The 13,949-nt window shown below is 39.8% G+C and carries 8 protein-coding genes; 7 read left to right on the plus strand and 1 reads right to left on the minus strand.

Translation table 11 applies throughout. The features are described from left to right. Positions 1 to 6: 6 nt before the first annotated feature. Both K348_RS0100575 and K348_RS0100580 read left to right on the plus strand, forming a co-directional pair. The gene (locus K348_RS0100575) at positions 7 to 1,704 is read left to right on the plus strand and encodes a phosphoethanolamine transferase (RefSeq protein WP_051697451.1); all 1,698 of its coding nucleotides are present in this window, start codon (positions 7 to 9) and stop codon (positions 1,702 to 1,704) included. Positions 1,705 to 1,716: 12 nt separating this feature from the next. Further along, positions 1,717 to 2,682, plus strand: coding sequence for a PCMD domain-containing protein (locus tag K348_RS0100580; RefSeq protein WP_029901894.1), 966 nt, complete (start codon positions 1,717 to 1,719; stop codon positions 2,680 to 2,682). Positions 2,683 to 2,748: 66 nt separating this feature from the next. Here K348_RS0100580 and K348_RS0100585 read toward each other — a convergent pair whose 3' ends face one another. Then, positions 2,749 to 3,348, minus strand: coding sequence for a SagB/ThcOx family dehydrogenase (locus K348_RS0100585; RefSeq protein WP_029901896.1), 600 nt, complete (start codon positions 3,346 to 3,348; stop codon positions 2,749 to 2,751). Between the two features lie 184 nt (positions 3,349 to 3,532). Between K348_RS0100585 and K348_RS0100590 the strand changes: the two genes are divergently transcribed. From K348_RS0100590 to K348_RS0100610, 5 genes are all read left to right on the plus strand, one after another. Continuing rightward, the gene (locus K348_RS0100590; protein ID WP_029901898.1) at positions 3,533 to 4,759 is read left to right on the plus strand and encodes a DUF4105 domain-containing protein; all 1,227 of its coding nucleotides are present in this window, start codon (positions 3,533 to 3,535) and stop codon (positions 4,757 to 4,759) included. After that, on the plus strand, positions 4,756 to 6,345 hold the full coding sequence (locus K348_RS0100595) for an alkaline phosphatase family protein (RefSeq protein WP_029901900.1): 1,590 nt from the start codon (positions 4,756 to 4,758) through the stop codon (positions 6,343 to 6,345). Before K348_RS0100590 ends, K348_RS0100595 begins: the two co-directional genes overlap by 4 nt. Before the next feature lie 43 nt (positions 6,346 to 6,388). Continuing rightward, on the plus strand, positions 6,389 to 9,697 hold the full coding sequence (gene secA / locus K348_RS0100600) for a preprotein translocase subunit SecA (protein WP_029901902.1): 3,309 nt from the start codon (positions 6,389 to 6,391) through the stop codon (positions 9,695 to 9,697). 252 nt (positions 9,698 to 9,949) lie between these two features. Further along, a complete protein-coding gene (gene gyrA / locus K348_RS0100605) occupies positions 9,950 to 12,538 on the plus strand; it encodes a DNA gyrase subunit A (protein ID WP_029901904.1) in 2,589 nt (862 codons plus the stop codon). Positions 12,539 to 12,561: 23 nt separating this feature from the next. Further along, complete coding sequence (locus K348_RS0100610) at positions 12,562 to 13,845, plus strand: lipopolysaccharide assembly protein LapB (protein ID WP_029901906.1); 1,284 nt, start codon at positions 12,562 to 12,564, stop codon at positions 13,843 to 13,845. Positions 13,846 to 13,949: the final 104 nt, after the last annotated feature.

A 13,949-nucleotide genomic window follows, 5' to 3' on the forward strand; every position in this document is an offset into this window, starting at 1 on the left:
CCGAAGATGAACCTAAAAAAATGGATGGATAGCTTCATAGCTAATCCTGTTTATCTGTTCATACTGTTTGTTACAGTTAATTTTTTGCCCAATATTGGATTGATATTTACAGAACCGTTCAATATCGTAGGCAGGTTAATGCTTGTTGTTTTCCCTCTAGGACTTTATTTCTCTACCTTTAGTATATCGAAGAATATCGGTCTGATACAATTACTTCTTGTACCATTATTGGTCCTCCATGCTTTTCAAATGGTTGTTTTTTATTTGTTCGGGGAAGATGTGATTGCCGTAGATATGTTCCTGAATGTGGTAACGACCAATGCTACTGAGGCCGGAGAAGTGATTAACGGTATCTTTGCATCTATCGTTTTTGTTGTTATTGTTTATATTCCGACTATCGTTATCGCTGTGATTGCCTTTAAGAGAGGGGTAAGAAACGAAGGCTCTTTTCGTCGTAAATTCTTTTTTTCAGGCATCATTATCATGGTATCGTCATACGTCTTATGTTTCTTTGCCAAGAATGAGAATACCGGAAATTTTACATTTCATCAGGATGTATATCCGGTCAATATATTTTACAATCTTGATTTTGCTGCGAATAAATGGAAACGCAGCTGTAATTATCCGGTAACTTCTAAAGACTTTACTTTCAATGCCCGAAAAGTAAAAGAAGCCGGACAAAGGGAAATATATGTTTTGGTAGTAGGTGAAACAGGCCGGGCCGAAAACTGGGGGCTCTATGGTTACGAACGCAATACCACCCCTTATCTGGCAAAAGATACGAATATCGTCTTTTTCAAGGATGCAATTACACAATCGAATACCACCCATAAGAGTGTCCCGATAATTATGTCGGCGGCATCAGCTGAAAACTATGATGTGATATATCAACAGAAAAGTATTATCGAAGCATTTAAGGAAGTCGGATTCACAACAGCTTTTATTTCCAACCAGTCGGCAAACCGTACATTTACAGATTACTTTGCTCAGGAAGCCGATTTTGTCCATTATTACCGTTATGCAAATGACCGGATAAATAATTACGATGAAGCTTTATTGCCTAAATTCAGGCATTATATCGATTCTGTTAAAGGAAATCTGTTTATTATACTTCATACTTACGGGTCACATTTTAATTATAAAGAGCGTTATCCGGAAAATTTTGCTAAATTCACGCCGGATAATGTAGAAGAAATCAGCCGGACCGAAAGGCAAATGCTCGTGAATGCTTATGATAACACGATACTATATACGGACAATTTTCTTCATAGCGTGACAGAGATATTAACAGAAACAGGCGCCTGCTCGGGAATGTATTATGCATCGGATCACGGGGAAGATATTCAGGATGATAAGCGAAAACGCTTTTTGCATGCCTCGCCTAATCCGACTTTCTATCAGTTGAAAATACCTATGCTTTTATGGTTTTCACCTGTTTATAAAGAAAATTATCCGTGGAAAACGAGAAATGCTGTAAATAATAGTTCCAAGCCTGTTGCCACAAATGCTGCATTCCATACAGTTCTCGACATGGCCAATATAGAAACGAGCTATCTGGATGCCGACTTATCACTGGTAGATAAAAGGTTTAAAACGACAAAAAGGATGTATCTGAGCGACCATGACAACCCGATTTCTTTCTATAATGCAGGCCTGAAGAAAGAAGATAAAAAGATGATAGAAGAAAGGAATATGTTTCATTAATTAAACTAAGATATGACACAACTACTTAGAAAAACCACACTGTTCGCTATTACAGGATTAATGCCCCTGATTACCCTATTCGCCCAGAATGAAACTGTTGAGCTTATCCCGTTCGGCAATATGGACAAATGGATGGTAAGACAGATAAAAGAATCGAGAATGATAGGCGGTAATACCAAATACTTATATGAAATAACATCGGGTGACACCCTCAAAGACGTGGCCTACAAAAACACCGTATCTCCATGGGCTAATTCGTCTGTGCTTGCTAAAGTAAAAACGATAACTAAAGGCAGCGTAACCGTTTTCCCTGAGAAAAGAGATAACGGATTTTGTGCAAGACTGGAAACAAGAATCGAAAAAGTTACAGTACTCGGTATGATCGATATCAATGTACTGGCCAGCGGCACCATTTTCCTCGGAGAAATGCTGGAACCGATAAAAGATACGAATAATCCCCAGTCGAAACTGGTAACAGGTATACCCTTTACAAAACGGCCAAAGGCAATGCAATACGACTATAAAGTAACTACAGGAGGTAATTGTGTGCAGGCAACAGGCTTCAGCAAACAAAAGAAGCTCGATAAGAAAGATATGGCCGAAGTCCAGATCCTGCTTCAAAACCGATGGGAAGACGCAGACGGAAATATATACGCCAAGCGTGTAGGAACAGGATGGGAACGTTTCGACAAATCGGTTCCTAACTGGCAAAACGGTCACAGGTTGGAAATCCAATACGGAAATATTTCGTCTAAAAGTACATTCGCTCCATACATGGGATTGAAAAACCAAGAAGAAACCTATTATTATACCCGCAACAGTAAAGGGAAGATGGTTCCGATCCGCGAAGCATCATGGGGGCTGCCCACCGACAAAGTTACTCATCTTATCGTCCAATTCTCATCCAGCAACGGTGGCGCGTATACGGGAAGTATCGACAGCCGATTATGGATTGATAATGTAGGTCTTGTGTATTGATTATCACATATTTATATAAAAAATGGCTGGAGAATATCCAGCCATTTTTTATTTCTCTTCTCATTTTTACTTTATATATCCCACAGCTTGAGTCAATACAACTTCCTGCTTATCCGTCAGTTTCATAACATTTTGCAGGTCAGGCCTTTTAAATGAACCGCGGGCAACTGCGCCAAGCCCCGCAGATGCACAGTACAAGTATACATTCTGTACAGAAAAACCAGCTGCGATCAATCCGGCATCGCGGCTGTTCTTATCCAGATTGATTACATAAATAAGTGATAATGCAGCACTTCCCGTAATATTCGGTTGCCCGAGAGCCGCACAAAAATCACCTTTCTGTTTCATTATCAGTTTATTTTCTTTTGCATCATAGAAATAGATTCCGGTACTCAACATCACATATACATCCAATTCCTGCCTGTTCTGGGAGGAAGGTACAGTACGTTTATCTTCCCTGTTAAAACCATATGCCGCCCAAAGCATATCGGATAAAGTCTGAGCCGGCAAATCCTTTTTTACAAAATTTCGGTTCGACTGACGTTCGTTCAATGCATCCATCAATGGCTTACCGCCTGTCCGTGTGGGAGTAACCAATTGAATATCTTGCGCCGTGGCAAAAATAAAAGAGCACAGCAAAACAATAAGTAATAATCCTTTGTTCATATACAAACATTAATTTAATTTTTAACAAAAATCAAAAATAAAGAATATACTGATTCATAGTTCAATATTTGGTTACAAAACGATTATTTTAAATAAAATTCACAACATTACACCGAATGAAGAGTCTTTGCCGATAGATAGTTTAAGCATATATCATTATCTTTGTAAAGGAAAAATTTTAACAATGAAGAAATTTATCATCCTCATACTTATTATATGCGGCTTTGCCGTACACGGAAAGGCACAACAGATTCCACGCATTACATTGAGCGACTCGGCAAAAATCAGCCTGTTAACAAATGCCCCTTGGGACGAAGCTGTTTATTCTCTTTTCGGGCATACATCCATGAGGGTATCCGATCCGTCGCAAAATATCGATTATGCCTTTAATTTCGGGCTGTTCAATATATCGAAATCTAATTTCATACTTCTATTTATACAAGGAAAGACTGATTATATGGTTGCGCCTATCCCGTATGCTCATTATTATAACGAATATAAAGACAGAGGAGTAGGCATTATAGAACAGGAATTTAATCTGACACAAAAAGAAAAGCAGGATATATTCGAAGCCTTGCTGATAAACTGTCTGCCGGAGAACAGGGTTTACCGCTACAATTATTTCTACGATAATTGCACAACCCGTCCGCGTGATATATTTCAAAAATATATTAACGGTAAAATCAACTATACGCCTACCGACAAGGAGCAAACTTATCGGGATTTAGTATGGGAATGTACCAAGGAAAAGCAATGGTTCAGATTCGGAGTAGATTTGGTAATAGGTGCCGATGCCGATAAAGTGATTACAGACTGGCAGAAATATTTTCTTCCGCGTTATCTGATGAATGCGTATGAAGGTTCTAATATAACAAATGAGGACGGAACAACAAGAAATACACTTTTATCGACAAAGAAGCTACTCGAACCGCTACCATTCGATAAGGATTTTCCTATAACGCCTCTTTGGGCGGGAATCATTTTGCTGGTTGTTAGTGCTCTTATATCATATCTGGCATATAAAAAGCAGATGCTTATTTTAGGCAAGGTATTCGATACTTTACTCTTTCTTGTGGCAGGGATTGCAGGCTGCATTATCTTCTTCCTGATGTTCTTTTCAGAGCATCCTTGCACCAAACCAAACTGGAATATAGTATGGTTAAACCCGCTTCAATTCATAGTTGCATTACTATTCTTTGTAAAATCACTGTCAAAGTGCATTTATTACTATCATTTTATTAACTTTGTGGCGCTTTTAGCATTTCTTTTGGCATGGTGTTTGATACCACAGCAATTGGAAATAGCATTCATTCCGTTCATTTTGTCCATAGGGCTCAGATCGTTTATGAATATCGCACAACAAAAAAAGTTAAAGAAAAAGGCTGATTACAGCCTACCTAAAGCAAGATGATAAGAATAATAACCTCACTGGTAGCAGTACTGACTATTACATCTGTTCAGGCGCAGACAACTGTGCGTGAAACGCCTAAATTGGTAATAGGTATAACTATAGATCAGCTCAGAGGCGATTATCTGGAGCTTTTCCGCAATAACTTTACCGAGAGAGGTTTTAAACGCCTTCTCAATGAAGGACTTGTATACCAGAATATTAAATTTGATTTCCCTTACCTCGACGATGCTTCGGCCATTGCAACCATATATACGGGAACAACGCCGTTTTATCATGGCATTGTAGGTAATAAGAAATACTTCGCTGCGAAAGATGAAGAAACTTTCACTTTTTCCGACCCTAACTATCTGGGAAATTATACGGAAGACAAAGTATCGCCTTTGGCCCTCAAAACATCTACTATAACAGATGAATTGAAACTGGCTACAAAGGGAACATCCGACGTATACTCTTTTGCTCCGCAGATATCTCAGGCGCTGATTACAGCCGGATTGAGAGGGAATGCAGCATACTGGGTCGATGATTACACTGGTAAGTGGGCTACTTCAACCTATTATAAGAACTTTTACTGGACTGTAGATCAGGAAAATCGCAGCAATAACGATTTTTCGGTAAAAGCATGGGATATGCGCTGGACTCCGTTATTAAGTACCGGAGACTACAAGGCATTCCCGTATGTAGAAAATAAATCACCGTTTTCACATCACACAGGAGTCGATAAAGCCACATATCAGTTGGCTAAGACCATGCCTGTAGTAAATGAAAATGTATCGTCTACTGCTCTTACTGTACTTTCGAAGGCTGAATTAGGGAAACGTACAAGCCCTGATTTTCTTTCTATGACGTTCTATGCTGGTAATTATCCGAATGTAAATACGGATTATTCCTTCGAAATTCAGGATGTTTATATCCGCCTCGACAGGGAAATAGAGAAATTGCTGGATGAAGTAGAAAAATCGGTAGGTCTGAAAAATACACTGATATTCGTTTCTTCGACAGGATATTTTAATTCCAACGAGATATCCTATACATCGGAACAGAATATTCCTGAGAACAAATTCTATATTAATCGTTGCGAAGCGTTGCTCAATATGTATCTCATGGCCATTTACGGCAGGGATAATAAATGGGTGAATAAGTTTCACAACGGACAGGTATACCTGAACAGGGAACTGATAAAGCAAAAGCAAATATCACTGCAGGAAATACAGGACAAGGCAGCCGAATTCATTTCAGAATTTACGGGTGTACAGGAAGTATATACTTCTTATCAGATACAGCATGGGCAATGGAATCCTGTAATGGAATATTACAAAAACGGATACACCAAGGAAACATCCGGTGACCTGTTTGTGGAAATACAGCCGGGATACAAAATTGTAAATGAGCCTGACCCTACCTTTAAGGAAAAGCAGGTTCGCAACAATGCGGTGATTTGCCCTGTTATATTCTTCGGAAACGGTATAAAAGCCGAAAGAATAAAAAGAACAATAAAAGCTACAGAAATAGCGCCGACCGTATCGTATATTATGCGCATACGTTCACCGAATGCAGCCCGGGAAGAAGCATTATCAGAATTACTCTAAGATTATTAAAAACAATAAACAGAAAAAAATAAAAACTAAATATATGGGATTCGCTGATATTTTATCATCATTATTCGGAAACAAATCTCAACGCGACTTAAAGGAGATTAATCCGTATGTAGACCGCATTAAGGCTGCATATCCGTCGATAGAAAAACTTTCACACGACGAATTGCGTGCCAAGACTGCCGAAATCAGACAACAGGTGCAGGACTATGTAGCTACAGAAAAAAACAGAATAGAAGAACTCAAAGCCAGCGTGGAATCGATGGAAATCGACCAACGTGAAGAAGTTTGGGCAGAAGTAGATAAACTGGAGAAAGAAGTAACAGACAAATACGAAGAAGTTCTCGAACAAGTACTTCCCGAAGTATTTTCAATAGTAAAAGAAACAGCACGCCGTTTTACGCAAAATGAAGAAGTGGTAGTTACCGCCACAGATTTTGACCGCGAACTTGCAGAAACACACGACTTTGTTTCCATTGATGGCGATAAAGCAATTTATTACAACCATTGGGTAGCCGGAGGAAATGACATTGTATGGGATATGATTCATTACGATGTACAGCTGTTCGGTGGTGTCGTTCTACATAAAGGTAAAATTGCCGAAATGGCTACGGGTGAAGGTAAAACCCTTGTAGGTACACTTCCTGTGTTCCTGAATGCCCTTACCGGAAACGGAGTACATGTGGTTACGGTGAATGATTATCTGGCAAAACGTGACTCGGAATGGATGGGGCCTATCTATATGTTCAACGGGCTGTCTGTCGATTGTATCGATAAACATCAGCCGAACTCGGAAGGACGCCGCAAAGCATATCAGGCAGATATTACATTCGGTACGAATAATGAATTCGGCTTCGACTATCTGCGTGACAATATGGCTATTAATCCGTCAGACCTTGTACAGCGTAAACATAATTATGCAATTGTCGACGAGGTTGACTCCGTATTGATCGATGATGCCCGTACACCGCTAATTATATCCGGACCGATACCGAAAGGCGAACAACAATTATTTGAAGAGTTTCGTCCGCGTGTAGAAATTATAGTGAAAGCACAACGCGACCTCTGTACAAAATTGCTTGCTGAAGCCAAAGCAAAAATGGCATCGGAAGATAAGAAGGAACAGGAAGAAGGTAGCTTATTGCTATACCGTTCATTCAAAGGGCTTCCTAAGAATAAACCGCTTATCAAATTCCTCAGTGAGCCGGGTGTAAAAGCATCTATGTTAAAGACTGAGGAGCATTATATGTCTGAACAAATGCGTAATATGCATATTGTTACAGATGATTTATATTTTGTTATCGATGAAAAGAATAATAGTATCGAGTTAACGGATAAAGGTATCGACCTGCTTACAGGTAACTCCGATGACCCGTTATTCTTTGTATTACCTGATATAGGTGCTCAGCTTTCCGAACTTGAAAACGAATCTGTATCTGATAGCGATAAAGCGCAGAAGAAAGATGAGTTGATGCAGAATTATTCTATCAAATCGGAACGTGTACATACTGTCAATCAATTACTGAAAGCATATGCATTATTCGAAAAAGATGATGAATATGTTGTTATGGACAACAAGGTAATGATTGTGGACGAGCAAACCGGACGTATCATGGATGGCCGTCGCTACTCGGATGGTCTACATCAGGCGATAGAAGCTAAAGAACGCGTAAAGGTAGAAGCTGCTACACAGACATTTGCAACTATTACCCTGCAAAACTATTTCCGTATGTACCACAAACTGTCGGGTATGACCGGTACAGCCGAAACGGAAGCAGGCGAGTTGTGGAACATCTACAAACTGGATGTAGTTGTAATCCCTACCAACAGGCCGATTGCACGTAAGGATATGAACGACCGTATCTACAAGACGAAGCGTGAAAAATATACCGCAGTTATCCACGAAATTGAAGAGCTTGTAAATCAAGGTCGCGCCGTACTTGTAGGTACTACTTCGGTAGAGATATCCGAACTATTGAGTAAGATGCTTACCATGCGTAAGATAAAACATAATGTACTGAATGCGAAATTGCACCAACGTGAGGCAGAAGTAGTGGCGCTTGCCGGACAGCCGGGAGCAGTTACCATTGCTACCAATATGGCCGGTCGTGGTACCGACATCAAGTTGGCGCCAAGTGTAAAAGAAGCAGGTGGTTTGGCAATTATCGGTACTGAAAGACATGAATCGCGCCGTGTTGACCGCCAGTTGCGTGGTCGTGCCGGACGTCAGGGTGACCCGGGTTCATCTGTATTCTATATCTCGCTGGAAGACGATTTGATGCGTCTGTTCGCATCGGAACGTATTGCCGGAATGATGGACCGTATGGGTTTCAAAGAAGGTGAAATGCTTGAGCATAACATGCTTAGCAAGTCTGTAGAGCGTGCTCAGAAGAAGGTGGAAGAAAATAACTTCGGTATCCGTAAACGTTTGCTGGAATATGACGATGTGATGAACTCGCAGCGTGAAGTTATCTATAAACGTCGCCGTCATGCCCTTATGGGTGAGCGTATCGGTATCGATATTGTAAATATGCTTTACGATACATCAACAAGCCTTGTAGAGCAATATGCCGATGATCTCGATTATGAAGGACTGAAGATAGATTTACTTCGTTTATTTGCTACAGAAGCGCCATTCGACGAAGCTACCTTCCGCAATATGAAATCGGATACGATGACAGACCAGATTTATGACAAAGCTGTTCAGAACTTCAAACAGAAAATGGATCGTCTTGCCGAAATAGCTAATCCGGTTATCAAACAGGTGTATGAAGAGCAGGGAGATAAATTTGAAAATATATTGATCCCGATTACAGACGGTAAACGTGTCTACAATATATCCTGCAATCTGAAAGAGGCATATGACAGCCAATCAAAAGATATTATCAAAGCATTCGAGAAAGCAATTGTACTGCATACCATAGATGAAGAATGGAAAGAACATCTTCGCGAAATGGACGAACTTCGCCAGTCAGTACAGAATGCAAGTTACGAGCAGAAAGATCCGCTATTGATCTACAAGTTGGAATCATTCAATCTGTTCAAATCTATGCTCAACAGTGTAAATACCAAAGCAGTTACAATTCTTATGCGTGGCCAGATTCCTGTACGCGAACCGGAACAGGTACGTCAGGCTGCTCCTGAGCAAAAGACAGATTACAGCCGTTACCGTACCGAGCGTAATGAAATGGAAGATGGGGCACCACAAGGGGGTGGACAAAGACCGCAACAACAGGGTGCACCTAAAATTTCTCCGGTTCATGTAGACAAGAAACCGGGACGTAACGACCCTTGTTATTGCGGAAGTGGCAAGAAGTATAAAAACTGTCACGGAAGGAACGAATAAACTGACAATTTCAGCAGTTCGACATTGATATACAAAACGTTAATTTAAGGTTTGTCATCACTTCCGGATTTCTGATAATCATAATATAAAAAAGCCCGTTGAAAATTACTGTTCAACGGGCTTTTTTGCTGTATTATTATTTTCATAATAGGAAGAAAATTTGTATCTTAGCATGTTTTTTGAACACTAGTAAATACCTTATTTCTGAGGTACTTCACAAATATTTGAGAATAAAAATTTTATCTTAAAATAATGGCAGAAACAGAGGACAGAATTATTAAGATTAACATCGAAGATGAGATGAAGTCGGCCTACATTGACTACTCAATGTCGGTTATCGTATCGAGAGCATTACCCGATGTAAGGGATGGTTTTAAACCGGTTCACCGCCGCATCCTTTTTGGTATGAGCGAACTGGGTAATACATCTAACAAGCCGCATAAGAAATCGGCCAGAATTGTCGGGGAAGTATTAGGTAAGTATCACCCTCACGGTGATTCATCGGTATATTTTGCCATGGTTCGTATGGCTCAGGAATGGAGCATGCGTTACTTACTGGTCGACGGTCAGGGTAATATGGGTAGTGTAGACGGTGATATGCCGGCAGCTATGCGTTATACCGAAGCCCGGCTAAGCCGTCTGGCAGAAGAAATGCTTAAAGATATCGATAAAGAAACGGTTGATTTCCAGCTTAACTTCGACGATACGTTAAAAGAGCCGACTGTTCTCCCTACACGTATTCCGAATCTCCTTATCAACGGAGCATCCGGTATTGCTGTAGGTATGGCCACCAATATGGCTCCTCATAATATGACGGAGGCTATCAATGCAACTATTGCATATATTGAGAATAGAGATATAGATACAGAAGGATTGATGCATCATATTAAAGCTCCGGACTTTCCGTCAGGCGGCTTTATATACGGCTATCAGGGTGTAAGAGATGCTTTCGAAACTGGTCGTGGACGTGTTGTGATGCGTGGCCGTGCCGAAATAGAAATGGAAGGCAATCATGAAAAGATTGTAATTACAGAGATTCCATATCTGGTAAACAAAGCAGAACTGATAAAACACATAGCCGACCTTGTAGGTGAAAAACGTCTGGAAGGTATAAGCAATGTTAATGACGAATCAGACCGTCAGGGTATGCGTATCGTTGTGGATATCAAGCGCGATGCCAATGCGAATGTGGTTCTGAACAAGCTATATAAACTGACCGCATTACAATCCTCTTTCAGTGTAAACAATATCGCTCTTGTAAAAGGACGGCCTAAGACACTGACTCTAAGGGATATGATTGTTTATTTCGTAGAGCACAGAATAGATGTAGTTACACGCAGAACTATTTATGAATTACGTAAGGCTGAAGAACGGGCCCATATTCTTGAAGGACTGATTATTGCTTCCGACAATATCGATGAAGTAATTGCTATCATCAGGGCTTCAAAATCACCGCAGGAAGCGATTGACAATCTGATAGAAAGATTTAAACTAACCGAAATACAGGCCCGTGCAATCGTAGAAATGCGTCTGCGCCAGCTGACTGGACTGGAACAAGACAAATTGCATAAGGAATATGAAGAAATTCAGAAACTTATCGCTTATTTGAATGAAATCCTGACTAATGAAGAACTTCGGATGAAGGTTATCACTGACGAACTGATCGAAGTAAGGGATAAATACGGTGACGAAAGACGTACCGAAATTGTTTATGCTTCTGAAGAACTCAATCCGGAAGATTTCTATGCCAATGATGAAATGATTATTACCATTTCTCACCTTGGATATATCAAACGTACCCCTCTTACCGAATTCAGGGCGCAAAACAGAGGTGGAGTAGGAGCTAAAGGCTCCGAGACACGCGATACGGACTTTATCGAGCACATATACCCGGCATCTATGCACAATTATATGTTGCTTTTCACTCAGAAAGGTAAATGCTATTGGTTGCGCGTATTCGATATTCCGGAGGGTACCAAAAATTCGAAAGGACGAGCTATACAAAACCTTTTAAATATCGATTCCGATGATAAAGTAACTGCTTTTGTACGTGTAAGAGGATTTGGCGACACAGATTTTATCAATACGCATTATCTTGTATTCTGTACCAAACAAGGTGTAATTAAGAAAACCAAGCTCGAAGCATATTCCCGTCCGCGTCAGAATGGAGTAAATGCTATCACCATTCGTGAAGACGATAAGGTTATAGAAGTGCTCATGACAGACGGTGAAAGTGAAATACTGTTAGCTAACCGTAACGGCCGTGCTATTCGCTTCAACGAAAAGGATGTCCGCGAAATGGGACGTACGGCAACAGGAGTTCGTGGTATGCGCATAGACGAAGATGGGCAGGATGAAGTGATCGGAATGCTGGCAATGTCGAAAGAAGCGCAGGCTAATGAAACAATCATGGTCGTATCTGAACAAGGTTATGGTAAGCGTACCAATCTGAATGAAAAAGATGAAGAAGGTAATGACATACTTGATGAAAACGGCGAAGCTTTACCGGTTTACCGTATAACCAGTCGTGGCGGTAAAGGTGTTAAAACACTGAACATTACAGAGAAAACAGGTAAATTGGTTTCGATAAATAGTGTTACAGATGACAACGATTTAATGATTATTAACAAATCTGGTATCACTATTCGTCTAAAAGTTTCAGATATTCGCACTATGGGACGAGCTACCCAAGGTGTTAGACTCATCAATTTAGGTAAAAGGAATGATGAAATAGCTTCTATATGTAAAGTTGAATCGTCTGTGGAAGCTGATGAAAACGAAGAAGTTGACAATCCTGAAGCTGAAATGGATAATACAAACAATACAAATATAAACGAATAAAATAATTTTAAATAGGTGAATTTATGAAACGTATCTTATTAGTAACATCATTATGTTTGTTGGCTAGCTTTTCATTTGCCCAGAAAAAAGCAGTGAAAGATGCTAAATCGGCAATGAAAGGTAACATAGGAGAAGCAAGAGAACTTATCAAACCGGCTCTGACTAATCCGGAAACATCTAATGATCCGGAAACATGGAAAATTGCCGGGGATATCGAATTCAAAGCATTTGATGACGAACGTACGTTGGAAATGCAAAAGGAGATAACCGGTAAAGGAGGGAATGAAGAAGCCATGTATATAGGTTTGTATAATATGTATGATCCATATATCAAAGCTGATGAATTAGGACAAATGCCTAATGAAAAAGGACAGGTAAAAAATAAATTCAGAAAAGACATTGTTAAAAACATGAGAGACGGCCACAGATTCTATATCAATGGCGGTGTTTATTACAATGATAAAAAAGATTTCAAGAGAGCTGCCGACTTCTTCGAAAGATATTGGGAATTGCCAACTCTAGCTATGTTTGATGAAACTAAAGCAGACTTCAATATGCAGGACAGTACTTATCAGACAATTAAATATTATGCTGTAATCAGTGCAATCCAGTCTCAGGATCATCCGCGTTCTGTAAAACTATTGAAAAAACTTATAGCTGAGCCTTATGTACCGAATGGCACATACAAAGAAAGTGATGTATATGAGTTGCTTACAAGCGAATATCAGCAGATGGACGATAGTGTTGCCTATGTAAACGCATTGCTTGAAGGTGCTCGTAAATTCCCTGCTAATAAATACTTTACACCGAATCTTATTAATGAATATATCAGAGGCGGTAAGACAAAAGAAGCTATCGAATATCTCGATCAGGCTATTGCAAACGATCCTACAAACACATGCGACCTGATGAGTGTAAAAGCTTCATTATATTCTGAACAAAAAGATTATGCACAGGCAGAACCTGCTTATCAACAGGCTTTAAGTGCTGATGCTAATTGCGAAAGGGCACTTGAAGGACTTGGAGTACTTTACGTGCTTCAGGCTCAGGATATGAAAGAAAAAGCAGGGCAGTCTACAAACAGAAAAGAACAGGCTGATATGGATAAGCAAACTACAGATTTGTATAATAAAGCATTACCATATCTTGAAAAATATCGTGATATCCTGAAAGGCAGGAATGCAGATAGTCTGGATATGAAGCCTGCGTTGATGAAACTTCAAAATGTATATTATAATCTAAGTCTTTTGAATGTAGATAAATCTAAAGAATTAGAAGCGATAGATAAAGAATTGAATAGCCTGTAATAAAAAAGCAGTTTATACTAAAAAGGGTGTCCTTGTAGGATACCCTTTTTTAATAGCAAAAATCCGTATATACAGATAAGCCTAAAATTTGTACTGATTTTTTT

Origin of the sequence: Prevotella sp. 10(H) (assembly GCF_000711235.1) — a bacterium.
Lineage (GTDB): Bacteria > Bacteroidota > Bacteroidia > Bacteroidales > Dysgonomonadaceae > Dysgonomonas.

Bases quoted from the DNA above. Each gene is read 5' to 3' on its own strand.
- K348_RS0100575 (WP_051697451.1), top strand. From the start codon at position 7: ATGAACCTAAAAAAATGGATGGATAGCTTCATAGCTAATCCTGTTTAT.
- K348_RS0100580 (WP_029901894.1), top strand. From the start codon at position 1,717: ATGACACAACTACTTAGAAAAACCACACTGTTCGCTATTACAGGATTA.
- K348_RS0100585 (WP_029901896.1), bottom strand. From the start codon at position 3,348: ATGAACAAAGGATTATTACTTATTGTTTTGCTGTGCTCTTTTATTTTT.
- K348_RS0100590 (WP_029901898.1), top strand. From the start codon at position 3,533: ATGAAGAAATTTATCATCCTCATACTTATTATATGCGGCTTTGCCGTA.
- K348_RS0100595 (WP_029901900.1), top strand. From the start codon at position 4,756: ATGATAAGAATAATAACCTCACTGGTAGCAGTACTGACTATTACATCT.
- secA (WP_029901902.1), top strand. From the start codon at position 6,389: ATGGGATTCGCTGATATTTTATCATCATTATTCGGAAACAAATCTCAA.
- gyrA (WP_029901904.1), top strand. From the start codon at position 9,950: ATGGCAGAAACAGAGGACAGAATTATTAAGATTAACATCGAAGATGAG.
- K348_RS0100610 (WP_029901906.1), top strand. From the start codon at position 12,562: ATGAAACGTATCTTATTAGTAACATCATTATGTTTGTTGGCTAGCTTT.